15 protein-coding genes and 3 pseudogenes are annotated in these 17902 nt (G+C 43.1%); 8 read left to right on the top strand and 10 right to left on the bottom strand.

Annotated features, from left to right (window positions below; genetic code table 11):
- Positions 1-349: 349 nt before the first annotated feature.
- From L1D15_RS12095 to L1D15_RS12085, 3 genes are all read left to right on the top strand, one after another.
- Positions 350-1201, top strand: coding sequence for an MBL fold metallo-hydrolase (locus L1D15_RS12095; protein ID WP_239875821.1), 852 nt, complete (start codon positions 350-352; stop codon positions 1199-1201).
- Between the two features lie 66 nt (positions 1202-1267).
- Positions 1268-2287 (top strand): metal-dependent hydrolase, encoded by a 1020-nt coding sequence (locus L1D15_RS12090; RefSeq protein ID WP_239875820.1) that lies wholly within the window; start codon positions 1268-1270, stop codon positions 2285-2287.
- 135 nt (positions 2288-2422) lie between these two features.
- On the top strand, positions 2423-3202 hold the full coding sequence (locus L1D15_RS12085) for a transporter substrate-binding domain-containing protein (RefSeq protein ID WP_239875819.1): 780 nt from the start codon (positions 2423-2425) through the stop codon (positions 3200-3202).
- A 51-nt stretch (positions 3203-3253) separates the two neighbouring features.
- Here L1D15_RS12085 and L1D15_RS12080 read toward each other — a convergent pair whose 3' ends face one another.
- Positions 3254-3586 carry a hypothetical protein gene (locus tag L1D15_RS12080; protein ID WP_239875817.1) on the bottom strand — a complete coding sequence of 111 codons (333 nt, stop codon included), beginning with the start codon at positions 3584-3586 and terminating at the stop codon, positions 3254-3256.
- Between the two features lie 209 nt (positions 3587-3795).
- On the opposite strand from L1D15_RS12080, the gene L1D15_RS12075 reads away from it, so the two are divergent.
- Complete coding sequence (locus tag L1D15_RS12075; RefSeq protein ID WP_239875816.1) at positions 3796-4803, top strand: substrate-binding domain-containing protein; 1008 nt, start codon at positions 3796-3798, stop codon at positions 4801-4803.
- An 83-nt stretch (positions 4804-4886) separates the two neighbouring features.
- Here the strand turns inward: L1D15_RS12075 and L1D15_RS12070 are convergent, their stop codons facing one another.
- From L1D15_RS12070 to L1D15_RS12045, 6 genes and pseudogenes are all read right to left on the bottom strand, one after another.
- The gene (locus L1D15_RS12070; RefSeq protein WP_239875814.1) at positions 4887-5255 is read right to left on the bottom strand and encodes a MotA/TolQ/ExbB proton channel family protein; all 369 of its coding nucleotides are present in this window, start codon (positions 5253-5255) and stop codon (positions 4887-4889) included.
- 2 nt (positions 5256-5257) lie between these two features.
- Positions 5258-5548: a hypothetical protein gene (locus tag L1D15_RS12065; RefSeq protein ID WP_239875813.1), complete on the bottom strand. Its 291-nt coding sequence runs from the start codon at positions 5546-5548 to the stop codon at positions 5258-5260.
- 171 nt (positions 5549-5719) lie between these two features.
- Positions 5720-5955: pseudogene (locus L1D15_RS12060) on the bottom strand (ISNCY family transposase); the annotation flags it as partial.
- Between the two features lie 437 nt (positions 5956-6392).
- The gene (locus L1D15_RS12055; protein ID WP_239866446.1) at positions 6393-6731 is read right to left on the bottom strand and encodes a hypothetical protein; all 339 of its coding nucleotides are present in this window, start codon (positions 6729-6731) and stop codon (positions 6393-6395) included.
- Positions 6732-7010: 279 nt separating this feature from the next.
- Positions 7011-7806 (bottom strand): annotated as a pseudogene (locus L1D15_RS12050) (major capsid protein P2).
- Between the two features lie 247 nt (positions 7807-8053).
- Positions 8054-8356, bottom strand: a pseudogene (locus L1D15_RS12045) (ATP-binding protein); the annotation flags it as partial.
- 55 nt (positions 8357-8411) lie between these two features.
- Between L1D15_RS12045 and L1D15_RS12040 the strand changes: the two are divergent.
- On the top strand, positions 8412-8837 hold the full coding sequence (locus L1D15_RS12040) for a hypothetical protein (protein ID WP_239875811.1): 426 nt from the start codon (positions 8412-8414) through the stop codon (positions 8835-8837).
- A gap of 355 nt (positions 8838-9192) precedes the next feature.
- On the opposite strand, the gene L1D15_RS12035 is transcribed toward L1D15_RS12040, so the two are convergent.
- The 3 genes from L1D15_RS12035 to L1D15_RS12025 all read right to left on the bottom strand — a co-directional run bounded on the left by L1D15_RS12035 (position 9193) and on the right by L1D15_RS12025 (position 12689).
- The gene (locus L1D15_RS12035; protein WP_239875810.1) at positions 9193-9711 is read right to left on the bottom strand and encodes an adenylate kinase; all 519 of its coding nucleotides are present in this window, start codon (positions 9709-9711) and stop codon (positions 9193-9195) included.
- Positions 9712-9918: 207 nt separating this feature from the next.
- Entirely contained in the window at positions 9919-12315 is a 2397-nt protein-coding gene (locus L1D15_RS12030) for a hypothetical protein (protein ID WP_239875809.1), read from the bottom strand.
- 86 nt (positions 12316-12401) lie between these two features.
- Entirely contained in the window at positions 12402-12689 is a 288-nt protein-coding gene (locus tag L1D15_RS12025; RefSeq protein WP_239875808.1) for a hypothetical protein, read from the bottom strand.
- 379 nt (positions 12690-13068) lie between these two features.
- Between L1D15_RS12025 and L1D15_RS12020 the strand changes: the two genes are divergently transcribed.
- The 3 genes from L1D15_RS12020 to L1D15_RS12010 all read left to right on the top strand — a co-directional run bounded on the left by L1D15_RS12020 (position 13069) and on the right by L1D15_RS12010 (position 17742).
- Positions 13069-14910 carry a carotenoid oxygenase family protein gene (locus tag L1D15_RS12020; protein ID WP_239875806.1) on the top strand — a complete coding sequence of 614 codons (1842 nt, stop codon included), beginning with the start codon at positions 13069-13071 and terminating at the stop codon, positions 14908-14910.
- A 65-nt stretch (positions 14911-14975) separates the two neighbouring features.
- Positions 14976-16586, top strand: coding sequence for an FAD-binding protein (locus tag L1D15_RS12015; RefSeq protein WP_239875805.1), 1611 nt, complete (start codon positions 14976-14978; stop codon positions 16584-16586).
- A gap of 106 nt (positions 16587-16692) precedes the next feature.
- Complete coding sequence (locus L1D15_RS12010) at positions 16693-17742, top strand: hypothetical protein (protein ID WP_345779262.1); 1050 nt, start codon at positions 16693-16695, stop codon at positions 17740-17742.
- Positions 17743-17902 lie beyond the last annotated feature (160 nt).

The raw sequence follows: 17902 nt of genomic DNA, 5'->3' as shown, positions 1-17902 counted from the left end.
TTTAAGGATTTTCAGTAGTAGTTCAAAAGTAGAAGGCTTGGAAATGATTCATTATAAAATTATATTTTTTATCCAGTTCAATATGCCTAGATAATCTCAGGTTCTGACCTGATACTACACAGTAGCCATTTGACCCAAATTCAAAGACTTAAAACAAACAACACCAAAGAGAGGGAACTTGGTCTGAGAGCAGGGGGGTGGCAGCTACTCTTCATACGTTAAATGCATGCAATGACGTATTGTGTGTGCATCCAGTATGGTAGTCTTGCCAAACTAAACACCAGCATTTAATTCTAAAACGGTAAATGTGGTGGAACTTTGGCTATTGATTGGCATTAGGGAGACAGGAATGCGCTTAATTCTATGTTTGATGACAATGTTTTTGTCAGCATCAACATTTTCTCAAACGGGTATACCTAAGATGAGTGCTGAAAACGGTTATATCGAGCCGTTTAAGATATTCGACAATGTTTATTACATCGGGGATAAGTGGGTTTCTTCCTATGCGATAGATACATCAGCAGGTTTAGTGATTATTGATACCCTTGATTTTCCATACAGTAAATGGATTCCCAAAAACTTGCAGAAGTTGGTATTAGGCGATAAATCGGTGAGCTATATTATTGTAACGCATGGACATTCCGATCATGTGGGTGGGGCAGAGTTTCTGCAATCCATCTACAATTCCAAAGTGATCATGACAGAAAAGGGCTTAGAGCTAACTAAAAAGCAATCGGCAAAGAGTAAAGGTGAGAATAAATTCATGCCACCGAAAGTCTTTAAATTTGCCGAAGATGAATCTGAAGTTTTGTTAGGAGACACAAAATTTAAGTTTTACATCACCCCAGGGCATACCGAAGGTGACTTGTCGATTGATTTCTTAGTTAAAGATAACGGAAGCGAGTATCGCGCTTTTGTCGTTGGTGGGCATGGCGTCAATTTCCAAAATCCTGCTCTCGTTAAGCAATACTTCGCTAGCATGAAAAGAATCAAAAAAATTGCCAAGAGCAGCCCAATAGTAACGGTTAACTTGTCTAATCACCCTCATAAAAACAACCTGTTTGCCAATCGAGACAGAATGAGAGAAGGGAGCACCAATAACCCTTTTATCAGCAAAGATAACTTTTTCAACTTTGTTGACCAACAAGTAGACTTAGCTACAAAGGAACAACAGAAAGCGAGCAAACCAAAAGTTAACTGAGAATTATCCCATTGAAACTAGGACAATTTCTGATGATTCAATCTTAAAATACAGGCTTGGAGAAAGATGGATCCGCTAACGCAGGGGTTAATTGGGGCTGCTTTGCCTCAGTCAGTATGCAATAAAAAGCACTTACTTGTTGCCGGTGGTTTAGGCCTGCTTGCAGGAATGTCACCAGATTTGGATGTGCTGATTCGCTCCTCTAACGACCCATTATTGTTTCTGGAGTACCATCGACAGTTTACTCATTCACTTTTCTTTATCCCTTTCGGTAGCTTGCTTTGTGCTTTGGTCTTGCATTGGCTCTTAGCTAGAAAGTGTGGGCTAGCGTTTGGTCAAAGTTGGTTATATTGCGCACTTGGCTATAGTACCCATGCGTTGCTTGATGCCTGTACGTCCTATGGCACTCAGTTGCTTTGGCCTTTTACTCAAGAGCGGTATGCATGGAACATGGTGTCTGTGGTCGACCCCATTTTTACTTTTCCGATCTTGATATGCCTTGCCGTTACGTTTCGAAAGCGAACACCTTGGGGAGCAAGGATTGCTTTGCTATGGGGTTTGACCTATCTATCTTTGGGCATCATACAAAAAGAAAGAGCTTACAACGAAGGCTTGCAATTGGCTCAGGAGCGAAATCATTCTCCAAACCGAATAGAGGTGAAACCGAGCTTTGCTAATATACTGGTGTGGAAAGTGATTTATGAAACAGACGGACACTATCACGTAGACGCCATTAGGCTAGGTAGCTCGACCAAAATTTACAGCGGGGAATCAATTGCCAAGTTAGATATTAATAGAGATCTTCCATGGCTCAAACAGAATTCACAACAGGCTAAAGATATTGAACGCTTTCGCCGCTTTTCAAACGGTTATCTAGCTCTACATCCAAATGAAAAATTGAGTGTTATTGATGTCCGCTATTCCATGATCCCTAACAAGTTTGACCCAATGTGGAGTATCAAGCTTTCACCTTCTTTAGCCCCAGAACAGCATGCTCGATATGTTACAAACAGAGAGCATTTCACGACAAAGAGGCAAGATTTTTGGGAGATATTGCTCGGTCTCGGAGGTGGTGCTAGTGAATAACAAATCCTTTGTGTTGTCAGCTCTGTGGCGGAGCAGTAAAGCACCCAATAATACATTTTGTTACGGTAAAGAATTTCAGGACATTCATACCAATACACTCTATGCTTTCTTTAATTAGGTAAAAAAGGAAAGCGTATGAATCACTTTACTCGCAGACTTTGTTTATTTTTGGCAGCCGCCTCCATGTCTCTTTCCGTTTGGGCCTCAACGACTCTTAGACTGGCATACTCGGATGTCGAATCTTATCCATTTCAGATGGGGAATGGGGCTAGTGTCGCTAATCCTCCAGGACTAGCATTGGATGTAATCAATCATGTTGCATTACAATTGGACTTGAACATTGAATATGTACGCCTACCTGGGAAGCGAGTTCTACAAGATATAGGGGCGGCAAAAGTCGATGGGGGTTTCATCTTTTCTTTCAATACACAGCGTGCACAATATGCCAGTTATCCAATGAGTGATAACAAGCCTGATGCCAGTAAGCGTATTGCAACCATAGGCTACTATTTTTATACATTGCAAAATCATACCTTGGAATGGGATGGACAAAGCTTAGCGGATACAGATCAAAAAGTCGGTGCCCACCTAGGCTTTTCTATCGTCAGAGAGTTAAAGAAAAAGCAATTGAAAGTACATGAAGTAAAAACAACGGAGCAATTGTTTACCATGCTTCAATTAGAACGTTTATCGGCAATTGCTGTACAAGATAAAATGGCACAACAGTTTTTGAGTAGCCAAAAGATGAACAACATTAAACAAATTGAACCGGCAATCACAACCAAAAATTATTACTTGGTATTGAGTCATCAATTTGTTGAAAAAAATCCAGAACTTGCAGAAAAAATATGGGAAGCGATTGAAGCATCTAGAGATGAAGTGTTCTTAAAACAGAAGGATAAATATATTGATTGATCTGTCATTAGTTGCAGTGTCACTTTTGATTTTGCAAGTAAAGGACTAACGTTAAGCGTATTCAAACAGTAACTGGCTTTGGTCCTGTTTGGCTATTAGATCTCGGATTTCCTGAACAAAGTAGTAATGTTTCTCATAGAATTTATCACCTAGCAACAATGTATGCGGTACGATGTCCACGACTAATTCGAGTCGTGAACTTGGCAATAAAAAGTGGGCAGTATCTTGTCTTAGACTGACTAGCAAGTCACCAAGTTTTTTTAGTTCAGCCAAAATGACATTTTGTGCCAACCCTTTTTTGTGCAAATGGGTTTCCCAAAACCAGATGATCAAATGATCTTCACAAGCAATCGCCTTACTGTCTGGAAGAGGTATGGTTTCCATGGATGCAACCTTATATTTGTGTTTTTACTCACGGAGTGAGCTTTAATGCATAAGCAATAATAGCAAACCTTATCAAAATAATTGAATATCAAAAAGTAATGCTTACACAGTTTTACATTACAGATATGAGAAATCGCCAAAATTCCACGTTATGAGCTAACTTTTACAGTACAAGTAAAATTATTAGTTTTGTAAGGGAACAAACCGATATGATTGGTTTTGTTAGAAACGTAATAACTCTCAGCCTACTACTGTGTACTATCAGCATATCCGAAGCCAAACTTCGCTTTGCCGTTGTACCCAAAGAAGAGCTCAACCCATTCTTTGATGCCAGTAGGGAAGGTTGCATGGCTGCGGCCAAAGAGTTAGAGAATGTGGAGTGTATTTATCGAGGTCCCAAATCGGTTGATGTGCGAAAGCAAGATAAGATAATTGCTGAATTGTTAGATGAGGGAATAGATGGCATTGCCATCGCTGTATCTCAGTCGGAGTTTATGCTTGAAAATAGTATGAAACAAGCAAAGGAGTTCGGTGTACCAGTAATCACTTATGACGCAGACTTCGCACAAGAAACCCTAGCTAGTTATCCAGAATTAAGAGCTGCTTATATAGGCACTAATGATTATGACTTAGGAGAGGCGTTAGGTGAGCAACTGAAATCTCAACTCCCTAATGGTGGTACAGTGATCATTCAAAGTGGACGTCCAGATTCACCAAATTTAAACCTAAGAGTGATGGGAGTACGCTCAGCGCTATCAGGAAAGCAGTACTTAACGCCTCCAGGTGAACGCTTGAAAGGCGAAAATGGCTGGACAGAGTTCAGCCAACCCCTATACAATTTTGGTCAATTTCATAGAGCATTAGAAGACCTCAAGAACGTACTCAATTCCTATCAAGAAAGAAAGATTCATGCAATTGTGGCAGTAGGAGGCTGGACTCAGTTTCTAGAAGAGTATAGAGATGTTGTTGCACCTCACAAAGATGCCATACTAAACAAAGAAATCATTATAATCACGGCTGACACTGCTCAAGAGCAATTGGAATACCTAAAAGATAATTTAGCACACGCTAATATAGGTCAAAACCCTTATGAAATGGGTAGGCAAGCCATCTTAACTCTCTATAAGCTTGCCAATGAGCAGCCAGTAGAGGAGGTGATGTATATCCCGATGACTTACTGTACCCCCGAGAATTATCAGAGCTGCACTAAGCACTAACAAGAAAAATAAGACCACCCAATGTTGGGCGGTCTGATATAACCCCTATATCTAATGCTAAGTGTCTAAGATGTTTCTTACTGTTAATCATCGCTGCTAAGATGGAATGGAAGCAGCAGCAGGGCAATGGTGAGCCCATAGAAAAGTGGAAGAAGCGCAACGCTTAGCCCCACAAATATTGCTTCCGTATCTCCAAAAGCATTGCCAAAGGTTTGGATAACACCAATCAGGACACCCAATAAACTGCTGACTCCCGCTGTATAGATTGCGCATCGAATCGCTATCACACGAGAGTTTAGATAACCCACAGCCGCAGAAAATAGGGTAGGAACCACAACAATCAAGAAGCTGGTTAGATCAATAAACTGGATTGGATCACCTAATGACGCCACGTCGTTAACGATAAAGATAGTTGCCAAAACAAAGGCAATTTTTACTCCCCACTTAATCATATTTACCACCAATATCCATACATAATGGTGTTTGGATCTCGAGGTAACTTCAGCATTGAATCTCTGTCCTGCATATAACGTCTAACAAAGTTTCTTTGTTTAGCACCGGATGAAGGAAGCTCACTGATGGCCGAAATTAACCGTTTAACTTGCGGATCGGTAATAGGAGTGCCTCTTTCTAAAGCCTCACGTAATTCAGGTACAAGGACTTTGTACAATTTATTGGCATCTTGTTTGCCAGATACACGGCCGTAAATGTGTTCTGCCGCTGACGTAAGAAGTGAAGTAGTCATGACAACCTCTATTTTATAAATAGTTCTTCTAAGTAAATGATAAGCAAGAACTATATCAAATGTTCAGAGGCGATATAGAGGTTTGTGTGAACAAAGTGTGTGCTTGGTTTCATAAATGAGGGATTTAGCCCAACTTAGCAAATTAGGCTGAATGATTTATTACCTTTCTTTGAGACTGCACTTAGGGCTGCGTCCTTCAAACCAATCGTGGTGTGAGCCATCAATCTGAACCAGTTATCCTAAACAATCACGGCGATAACAAGGTTGGTAAACGCGAGGCTGACGTTGTGAGTGTAGCACCCAGAGACCATCGGCGATCAGCCATTGGCGCAAGGTCTTTCTAATAACTTTTCTTGCGCTAATGTCGGGCCGAAATCCGCATAATGCTTGCGAACCAGGGCCAAGATAGTTTGACGATAATCACTGGGGGTACAATTATTACTAGGCTTACCGCGGGTACCGTGCACCAAACTGGCAACTCCAGACTGTCGTAGATGGCTCAAGTGCTTTGCTAGAGATTTCATGCGAGCAAGACAGAAGAACAACAGCAACACTCATAAAATTGGCTAGAAGCTTATCTCGTATACAAAAAACTATGTATAGAGCTAAGGCAATTACTTTTACAATGTATAATTGAAGTTTTTTGTTAGGGGTATTTGGATACATGAAAAAGTTTTCTATTAGTTATTTCTGGTTCAGCCAACGCATTTTTACAGGACTTCAACAACTTATACGTTGACCGTATAGTGATAGAGAAAGGTGCGGGACTATCAAATAAAATGGGAGTCGATGAGCTCCCTTTTTTGGAGATTTGCTACGGATAGAGAGTTTAAATGAAAGCCCTTTAGTCAGATATTCCGATAAAAGCCAGTTCATTTGAATGAGGCTTGGGATTACTCGTGTTTACTGCAACATTTACTTTTTTACCTGTGGTTTTGGCGGTGAGTGCAACAGACAAAAAACCACTCATAGCTCTACTATCTATATCTGTGTGAGTCCAATTTTTGCCGCCACATTCGTTTTTATACTGTATGACTAAACTATTTTGCCAGTATAAGCTGTCGTCTCTTTTCCCTTGTACATATACCTGAACAATTTCCGAGTTATCACAGGTTACAACTTCAGCGTTTACAACCACTGGCATAGATAGCAAGAGCGACAAAAAAATTAGTTTTCTAAACATTAAAGAGCTCCAACAAAATCAACGGCGAATAGACAGGAAAACTACGATGTGAAACACCGAGTAGACTTTTTAGTTTTCCATCGTGAATTGTACATGCCATAACAGTCAGTTATCAACAGAAGCAATCTCATAATGCGCATAAACAAAAGGAATTATTTGTTGTGAGAAGAACGATGATGGGCAACAGTTGAGTTATGTTGTTCATACTATCACCCTAAGTCCGCACTAATCCCACTGCCAAAGTTTCCGAGGTCATCAAAAAATGACATAGACGCCCCCTTAGCTATTCACTAGGGCAGGGCGCACCACGTTCACCGATTCGACAATGATAGGAATGGTCCCGCACGGCTCACTGGTCTTCACCGTGAACTTCAGCTCGTGTTGGTGTACGGTAGGCATCAGCTCATCCAGGTAGTAGCCGCGCATAATCGGATCGAAATGGTAGAAGCCCGATTGCCAGAAACGGCGGTTACGCTTGGCGCGCATGGCATCGACTACGGCTGTCGAGTCGTACTCACGGATGTAGTCGCGAGAGAGTTCCACGCTCTTTATCTTGTCGCTGACAAAGTGCATACGGCATACATGCAAAAGCGGGCCTGAGACCAGGTCTAAGAACTCGTTCTCGGTCGCCGTGGCTTGCATGGTTTGTTTCTTGATTTGCGGCACGACAATGCGCGCGGCTTGTGCCGGTGAGACAGAGGCGTGGCCTTTGAGCTGTACCGCTGGCGAGTTCTCCGGTGCTGGCGCGATTTCCACCTCCAGAAGAATGTTGTCGCCTTTCTCCGTGACCAGAGCGGTGTAGCGCATCCCGTTTTTGGTCTTGGCCGTGATGTCCGCCAGTGGGATTTGATAGAAACCATCTGCCTTTGTAGGCTTCAAGCATCTTCATCAGCTTGCCGTCTAGGACGACAATCTCATCGCCGTTTAAGGTGATGGTTACTCGAGTGATTTGCTCGGGCAGCAAATTGGTTTCCGGGAAGATTTCTTCATAGGTCGGGCCGGTCGGCAGCACCAAAGAGGCTTTTTCGCCGTAACCCGCGCCGGTGAAGGAGTTCAGTTTCATTACAGAAATCATGCGTGCTCCTTAATCGCCGATTGCGTCTTCAACGGCATCAACGTTGTTCGATGCCCAGACCACGCCCGCCGCGACGACGCACGCCACAAGGCCAATCACCATCACGTTTTTCGCGTTCACTTTAATCATGTGTTCTCCAAAAAATACCGCTCGTTAGTGAGCGGTATTAGTGGTAACGCGATAAGTGCCTTGGATGCCTCACGCGGATATGGCTTAGATGTGCCTTAAGCGTGATGGCTTTCACACATCACCAGCGGATTTTGCCTTTTTCGACCTCGACACCGACCTGGCAGAAATACTCAAAACGCTGCAATTTTCCCTGCTCTAAGGCACATATGCCGGTGAGGTCTTCCAGGTATCGACGGCTCTTAGGCGTCTTGGTCAGCATCACATAGCCATATTCGCAGTTATCGATGATGGTCTTTGGCACTTCCTGGCCACGTTGGAAAAGGTTAATGGTGTGGATGTTGTAGGAGCGTCCCAGGCGAAGCAGTTTTCCGTGGTAGCCGGTCGCTTTGCCAGCGCCGGTCGAGTTCTCCGCGACTTCTTTTTTAATCGAGGTGGTAGAAGGGCAGTTTGACTCAAGGGAAAGGCCATTTAGTAAGGTGGAACATTATCAATCTGACTGGCGTAATGACGATAACTTAGGTCCACTTTATGTCATAGATGAGGCGCATTTGAGTTTGCCTCGTCAGGTTCCCTCCAATGTCACTCAGCAAGGCTTCGGGGTTCTGGAGGGTTTCAATTTTTATGTGGCCGGATGGTCTAAGCAGCTAGCATCCAGTCGCGGCAAGCTTGACCCTGATATGAGTTTCTTTCGTGTCTATGTCGATGTTTATCTGGATGAAGTTTACCAATTCACATTGAAGCATACCGATTTGCTTAAGCTGGGTTATGACTTTAGTCAGATGTCAGAGTGTGTGTTCAAGCTGCACTATATGGACAATTCCAGACTGGTAACTTGCAAGCATAGAGAGGAAGAACGCGAACAGGAAGCTGAACCATTATTGCCGATTCCTGATGTTATCTAAAACCTAGGCTCGATTTTTGTTCCTACATGCTCGCATGTAGGATAAAAATGAGCAGACAAGCGGGAACGGAGCTGGAACGGAGCTGGAACGGAGCTGGAACGGAGCTGGAACGGCCGCAAGATTCGAATCCGCGCGTTCAGCACCACGAATCATCTCTAATAGTACAATCCATTAGTGCGTATTATGTATATTATGTTAAATTAAATGCTAATCTACGTGAAATCTGACTCTTTTATTGCCATTACTCCTCTCTTTTTGAAATCCATTCAACATAATTGGATTTACCATAAAATACCTAATATACAACTTAACCATCTATCGATGATTAAGTTGTATATTACGAATCTTCTTAAATTCATTGCTTGATGTGGTCACGCGCAAAACTGTTTAACTCGGAAATGGATCGGATGACGTGTAGAGATTTGTTTGTCGAAATGGATTCTAACCTATGCATGAACTTGTCATTCCAAAACTTTGGGCTGAGTTTTAGGAATCGATAACTTTGGACTGTGCCATTCCAGACTGAGCTTCCATCAGGCCAACCTTCTGGTTTAACTATTAATCCTTTTAAAAGCCGCTTGGTGACTAGCCAATAACTCGTGATGTACGGAAGATCGATGTAAACCAAGGTGTCAGCTTCATCTAGTCTCTGGTTGAACGACTCTATTGGTCCAAGTCCGTCGATTATCCAACTTTCGGTTTCGAGGATATTGTTATGGGCTTCTTTGAACGTTTCTGCATCAATCTGCTCACCATTTTTCTTGTAGACGATCGAATCAAGTTGATGCAATTCAATGCCTGTCTCGCGTGCCAATTGTTTGCTCAGCGTTGATTTTCCGCTTCCTGGCTTGCCGAAAACTGCGATTTTCTTCATGTTACCTCCTTATTGTAGGACTGATCCCACGAGGCAGATACAGAAAACCCACCTCGATTCGGTGGGTTTTAAAAATCTAACGCGTACTGCTTCCCACCATTCCTATGGAATGGTGATAATTCGGTTTGAGTGGCGCTTAAGATCTCTATTCATACTTTCATCCTCGTATACACTCTGAGCAATGTCAATGTGTTCGTTATTCAAAAATTAAGCTTTGTCTAAAGGTCCAAAACTACTTTGATACAAGCCCGAGAAGGTTTCTAATATTAGGCTTTGCTCGCTACACATTGCTTTATATGATGAAGCGTAAGCCCCCTCTGCTATTTTTCTAAGTAACTTGGCGCCATCACAAGGGGTATATAAATTATTTGAACATTCGACTAACTCTTTTGCAGAGGAATGGTAGTCTGTCTTTAGACCGCTTTCTTGAGGAAGAATGACATAGTTGACACCAAACTCTTGAGCTATTGATATTGAACCTTTTCCTTCAGCTAAAACCAGGTTAACTTTCTTTATCAGGAAGTTATTTACACTAGCCGGCAATCTACCTACTGTTACAAATAGAGCCTTATTTGAAGGGCTGTTGAGAGTTTCAATCAGATCAGGGCTATCAATAGAGATAGAATCGTAAGAGCCCAAATCAGGGATGTGTTTATCTCCCACAACAAGTACAACGGCTTTCTTACTCAAGTTTTCGAATGCGTAGTGTTGTGTTTCAATCAGATCTTGACGATGTTCTGCTGGTACCTGATGGTAACCATAGTTGTAAACGAGGTAGAATTGATCGTTATTTAGTATCGAGTTAAGTCCATGCTGGATAGCTTGAGGTAACTCAGACTCTTTTATCGCATTGTCGGAAATCAGTGTTCGATAAATTGCGTTGTCATCTATGCCACACGGGTAGTCTTTTTCTTTGCCATTTTCATAGATTGTACGTTTATCGGGCTTGTGATCCTTATCCCTCATGTGTACCTCAATAATCTCACCGGAATCATATTCTGCAACCTGTGCATAAGAATCCCTCGCACCAGACAATAACAGGGTTTTACCTTGATGAGTTCTTTTATCGATAAGCCTTTCAAAGTCAAACGACTGCTGTTCCCAGTCAGGGCAAAGCTTTTTAAACTTATCTTGTGCGGTATCTTTACCTTCTTGAGTGAGAACGAAAGTAAAAGTGCCTTCAAGTGGGTATTCCGAATAGTTTTCAAACAACCCGGTTTTTTCTGGGCCGTGAGTATCATCGGACATTGTGTAAACTACCGCTTGACCCTCGCTAAACGCAGTTAGCGCCTCACCTAGTTCAGACGCATTGGTTGGACAACCTTCAATGTTAGATGCGAGCTTAAGTACGGTTTGATTTTTTGCGTTTCTCTCGACTATGGCCCCTTCACCACCAAACTCTTGATAGAACGATTTTAGCTGACTATCTATTTTGTAGTCGTCTTTCCATTTAGCTTTGAAGCTCACAGTCTGAGTAAAGCCTGTACTTTCCTCGTCATCGTCCGTGAGGATTATAAATCTTGGTGGCTGATTGAAGTAACTTTTGAATTCGTTAATGGCTCTAAGGTTAATTCCTTGCTCACCAAAGTTAGGGGAGTTTGGAAAAAAGAAAATAAAGTTGTCAAACTTTGTACAGTATTGGCGTAGCTGTTCCTCTTTCGAGACTGGGAGGATCAATACAGGAACATTGTCAGGAATAGAATGACTCTGCATGACATTAACCATGGTTTCACTGAGCTGATGTTGTTTGAATTGACCCCATATATCGCCAAATGGGTGAACGGCTTTAAACTGCTTTAAAGGGGGCCATACTTCAGCGCCCTGCTCTGTTTCAGCTCGTTTCTCTAATGCTGACGTTCTTGCGGCAACGATGTCGTCCATTTCCAGTTTAAGTGCGCGTTCGTCGAGCCATTGATTGGTCACTGCATTTAGCTGATCTTGGCTAAGTTTTTCCAAGCGATACAGAAAATGCTGATCGGGTACAGGGGTACCTTCTCGTTTGTATGGAAGCAAAACACTCGTTAATTGGTTTTTAGATAACAGCTCGTCATCCAGCTTTGACGCATCAGACAAGGTTGCCTGAAATATTGAAAGCCCTTCTCCAGCTATACGATACTCACGGCTTAGCTTTCCACTAACAAAGTGATAAAAGTAGCCCTTTGTCGGAAATGCCAATTTACTCTCGTGTGCTTTGATTGCTAACTTTACCGGTATAAATTCGGCGTTAATGTGTTTGGTTCCTTTGGGTTTGGGTATAACGTCGAAGCAAGTCGTATGATGTTTGGCGAAGAGTTCATGGTGGAGCACCTTTTCTTCACTTTGAAAGCAATGAGCGGTCAGAACGCTTGTTTTCTCATGTGCCTCCTCTTTTGACCATTGTGACACTGGCGTTTCAGCCTCAGTGCGGCCCAATGACCATTGGCCAGCCTGGAGAAAATTAAGTTCCTCTTTCGTGCAATGGATTTTTACATTGATTTCATATTCTGGTTCGGGATCGGGTGTCTCTTGTACAGGTTGTTGAGGTTGGACATTAGCGCCATCTTGTTCTTCTTCAACTGGGGCGTACCCCGCTCTCACGACTTTCTTATTATTCTCGTAATACATGCTAATTAGCCTATGATGTTGTGGTTATTTATTGTTGTAATATTTCTTTTATCAGGCGCTTAACGGCCTTGCTTAATTAAACTGAGTTAAATGCCAGTACTTCTGATTTCTCGTAGTTCGTCTCTTAGTCTCAATTGATTGTTGCACTTGGCAAGTTCTTTAAGGTGGGTGATCTTCACTTGATAAACCGGCATGCGCTCTGCAGTGATCTTAGAACAGATTGCCCCGAGTTCTGAGTTAGCTAACTTCATGAGCTCAGAACGCATAGGGCCTTTACAGAATTTCTTGATGGTGTTTTTGAGGACAACTAACTCGCCAGTCGCGATTTGTTGAGGTGAGCTTTTAGCAATAATTGCGGCTGCTTCATTTTCCATATTTGTCTCCCTGACAATAGGTTTAAAGAAGCCTTATTCTCATATCAAAATAATTGAATATAAAATGAAAAAGTCTAAAAAGAAGTAATGATGTCGCCAACCCTATATATAGCCAGCGTTTATAACCAATTTGAAGTTTATCTAAATGGCTCACTCACGCTGGCTTTGAACCGCTTTATGTGATCTTGGTTACGGTATTAATTGAGTAATGATAAAAGTAACAGATTTTCAGTATGTTATTGATGCTTCACTGTGTAACCAACTAGAGTCATTGCACCACTTCTCTGCCACAATTCATAATTTCTGATATTCCTCAATACACTTTATAAATCTCATCTACTTTCCAATATATGCATTCAATTACTTATTGATGAGAGCTATGGAAAGACGTACTTTTTTAAAGGGATTAGCGGGTGTTACTCTCGTGCCTGGGCAGCTGTTTGCTTCACCGACTGTGAATCACTCACTTTTCCCAGAGTCTATAATGCAAGCTGACTTCACGCCCTCTTCGGGCAACCTAAATCTGCTTTACGGGCAATTACCCGATGACATCATGGGCCATGTGTTCTTTGCTGAAGGCATTCCACTCGAGCGGGATCATCTTAGCCCGAGTGGTCGTGGTGCACTGACCCGCTTGGATTTCTCCCTTGGGCAAGTGTCGTTTATGCGCAAAATGATCGACACCCCCTCTGCTATCATGCAACAGCACATCCACTATTGGCCTGATAGATTCAAATTGCTCGGTGGTATGGCGTATTACAGCCCTTCTATGGGATTTGTGAACTACTGTAATACCGCACCCAACTACCTTGGTGATAACCGGTTCGCTTTAAGTTACGAGGGCGGCGTTCCTTATGAATTTGATGCGACAACATTAGATCTTATTACGCCCATCGGTCATTACGATGAATGGCGTAGCAGTTTACCACCATGGATGGACGCACTGACGCCGGAAAAATGGCTATTTCCTCAGGTACGGACCACTGGGCACCCATACTTTGACCTCGAATCAGACGAGTGTTTTACCATCAACTATGGTGGTAACGTTTCAAATACGGGGACCAAGAATGGATTTATCAGACTCTTGAAGTGGGATAAGAAAAGCGCCCTTCAAGGTTGGGATATCGTCGGACGAGATGGCCGACCAGCATTTATCGCTGCGACTGCGCATTCACTGGGTGTCACCCGCTATCATGTTCTGATCTTTGAAACAGCGGCACAAGTTGAGCCGCTAAGAATGATTGGTATCCGTTCAGTCTACGCTCAGCAACATCGCACGCCTGTATGGGTTATCCGCAAGAAAGACCTACTCTCAAATCGTGACATTGTCACCGCCGATTACATTGAGCTTAACTTTGATACTTCAGATGTCATGTGCAATTACGATGATCATGAAAACGAAATTACGCTCTATGGGCAGTATCTGGGCGCGATGGATAAATCTGAGCCGCAATATACTCGTGATAGATTGCTCTTCGGTGGAAGAGTCAGTGATTCGCTCGCAGGTTATCCTGCCGCACCAGTGGATGTGGGTGGCCTAGTTCGCGCGCGCATTCAGGTTCAACCTGATTCCGTGCGTGAAATTACGGGTGATTTTCGTTTAATTCGTGATGACCAGCTTTTCTGGGATATGAATGATCCCGCTTACCGAGGTCATTTCCAATTCCCTGAGCAGTTTGACCATATCTACTGGGCTGCTGTGGGTTACCGAAAAGACCATGTTGTTGAGCGTGTCGCGGATGCATACGAGCAATACCCCAACCGCCTGTTTACCAATGACTCGTTACCTCAAGAAGACCAACCTTCCGCTCTCGTCCATATGGATTGCCAAAAGATGGCAGTCACCGATGCTTATCAATTTCCTGCTGACTGTGTAATGCGAACGCCTCAGTTTATGTCGAGACCCGGTAGCTACGCTCAAGATGACGGCTACGTCTTTACTGCGGTAGTTCGTAAAGAGCCAACCAACACCATTGGCAACGGTAAAGAAATCTGGATTTTTGATGCGAAAAACCTCTCTCAAGGCCCGCTTGCCATTTTAGGTCATTCCCAACTCAATTTTGCGACAACGAATCATGCGCTTTGGGTTCCAGAGATAGGGCCAAGACCGCTTGATGGATACAAAGCCAATGTTGGCGAGTTCTTCCGCAGTCGGGTTCCTCAACATCGACGTGCCGTTCGGGACGTTATCGAACAACAAATATTGCCACGATTTGGCTGATACCTAATTTCAATTTCGAGCTGATGAAGCTCAATGTCACGATGCTTTTAAATAAGGAATATTTAATGAGAATAAGAACTCTCGCGCTCGGCGCTACTTTAATATCGGCTGCATTAGGAACAGCCTTTGCTCTTCACACGAGCGAGCCCGAACGCGAAATTTCCAACTATCAAGGGACCTATACCTGTCACCCTGAAGCGATTTACGACCCTCAATCCATTGAAGGCGTTCAGGCCATCGTTAAAGATGCACTGATACGCGACAAGAAAGTGATGACGGGTAATCGTAAGTTTGCCAGCCAGATCGATGCCGCCTGCGCGGGTGATGTTCAAGTTCAACTTACGCTCAAGAATATGGATAAGATCGTCCATTTCGACGCCGTGAACAAACGTGTGACGGTTGAAGCGGGTATGAGGTTTAACGATTTAAATGACTTTCTTCGTGAACAAGGTTACGCGATCAACATGGTCACTGAGTTAGCCATCTTCACAGTCGGCGGTATGCTTGGCAGTGGAACACACGGCTCAACATTGGAAAAACCTAGCAATATGCTTGCAGACTATGTGACAGAGCTTAAAGTCGTTGATGGTCAGGGAGACGTTCGTGTGTTGAACGGCGATTTGCTCAACGCTGCTCGCGTCAACTTGGGCGTGTTAGGTGTCGTCGTTGAAGTCACGCTGGCTATCGAGGAAGCGTTTAAAGTTAAAGCAGAAGTGACAGGGTATCGTGACGATTCTGGATTGGAGGATGTTGTTCTGGACATCGCTCGCAACAACTACTCAGCCAATATAGCTTGGTTCCCTGGCCTTGGCCGCTATACCACCACCTTATACAACCCTGTTCCATTGGAGACGCAAGGTGAAGCGTATAATGCTCAGGCGGATGTGTCTGATGCAGAGGAGTTTTTCTTCGGTTTGCTATTTAATGCCGCTCACGAATTTCCGGGCACTGGATTGCAATGTCTAGCCGCCGTTGCGCGTTATAACGCCAGAGCGAAGTCTTACTTCCGCGATACTCATACTGGCAAGAAAGTGAGTGAACCTATTGGTTACTCTGATCAAATGCAGTACTTCAAATGTAAAGATCCCAACAAATGTATTTGGGACAGACTTCCTATCGCACTTCAGGAAGTGGCCATTGATATTGAGCGTTTGCCTGACTGGATCAGTGACGTACGTGAGATAGTCGCGGCTCACCCAAGAACGTGTTTCCCTCTCAATGGCATTTATTTCCGCTTTGGTAAAGCGTCTGACAGCTATATTGGTATGAGTGCTGGTCGCGAAACCGCATTTGTGGGTATTGAATACACCTTGCGTCAAGAAGGTAAAAAGGAACCGAAGAATTACTTTGTGAATCTGGAAATAGAGCAGATGTCATTGCGTAAGTATGATGCACGACCTCACTGGGGCAAAAATTCTGTTGCGATCTTCGAGGATATGCCTTCTCGATTCCCGATGTGGCCTGAGTTCTTACAGGCGAAAGCAGAGCTCGATCCTTACAATATTTTTACCAACCCTTTCTGGGAGCGCGTAAGTGGAGATATCCCTATGGATGACTATTTAACGCCAGGATGTAACGTCCGTGGGGAATGCTACTGTCAGACAGATGAGCACTGTCAGTCTGGAACGCAATGTCAGGCTGGGCTGCATTTCACCGACGCTCGTATTTGTCGCTAGCTAGTGTCAATTGGCCATAGGGAGAACTCCTTGTGGCCGATTAGCATCAATACTTATTTCCCTTTACTCATCCTCTATTGATTTAAAGGAACTCCAGACCATGAATATGAAATCGATTTTGCTTGCCGTCACAGCTTCATTTTCTCTGTTGAGTCTAACTGTGTCTGCGACTACCTTAGATGATATTCGGCCACATGTACCAAGCTCAGATAAAACTTGGGCAGAACAGTGGTTCTATAATGTTGCGGTACCGGATGTGGGTTATTTCAAAATCAGCCTCCAGAGCTATATAGCGCCTAATTTTGATGAGCCAACGCCCAAAGCATACGTTCACCTTGCTTTTACTCCACTCAATGGAAAAACCATTAAGTACGATATCTTCCGTGACGAACTCATTATGAAAGGTTTTGATGATGCGACACTTTTTCACTATGAAATCCCGGGGGTTGTCGTAGCTAATCAAGACTCGGTTGAAGTGACCTACAATGACTTCCATTTCTCGATGCGTTGGGATGGCGAGCATGCTCATTATTGGCGAGGATTAAACCCAGGGCAAACCCCATTTGGTATCATTCCAGAATTGCCCGGTGTCGGAGGCAAATGGTTTCTTTATACTGTAGGAACACCAATTCAATACAGCTTCTCTGATGGTGACGTGTCTTTGTTTGGAAGCGGCTATGCTCAGGTTGATAAAGGCTGGTATGACAAAGAATCGAGTGCAGGTATGGTTTATAGTATGGGGCTCTCCGATGATCTCTACTACATGTTCACAGGTGCTAAAATTGGAAACTCCAACATAGAGTTATGGGCTGGACGCTACATTTCAGACAACTACGACCTTATTTTCTACCCCGCCATTGGAAACCTATCGGTCAAGCGTGAATATGATTCTTGCGCTGGCTACCTAAAAGTTGAAATGAACAAACTCAGATACAAAATGGTGATGGAGGCAAAATCTGATTTAGATGATTTTTATCCTCTTGAATTTCCTTCCGTTATCATTTTTGGTGGTGAACAAAAGTACATGAAGTCTATGAAAGCGGATGTAAAATTCTCTTTGTATGACTTTGGGCAATTGGAAGAATCCATCGAAATTCCGCAAGCATTGCTTGAGTTCAGTGGTCCTTTCTATTGCGATGCCTTGTCTACAGAATAAGCAGCTGGCCTATATAACATGGTTGGAAACCCAGCCATTTTATAGGCCTTATACTTTTAACATTTTTATTAAATAACGGTTTTCTACATTAGAAAGTTTTAATTTAGAGGTGTTTGAAATATAAACCTTAACTGCACATAATTATTTTAACATTATTCCT

The organism is Vibrio sp. Isolate25, assembly GCF_022398025.1.
In the GTDB taxonomy this organism is placed as follows: domain Bacteria; phylum Pseudomonadota; class Gammaproteobacteria; order Enterobacterales; family Vibrionaceae; genus Vibrio; species Vibrio coralliilyticus_A.
This window is presented reverse-complemented; position numbering and strand designations above follow the sequence as displayed.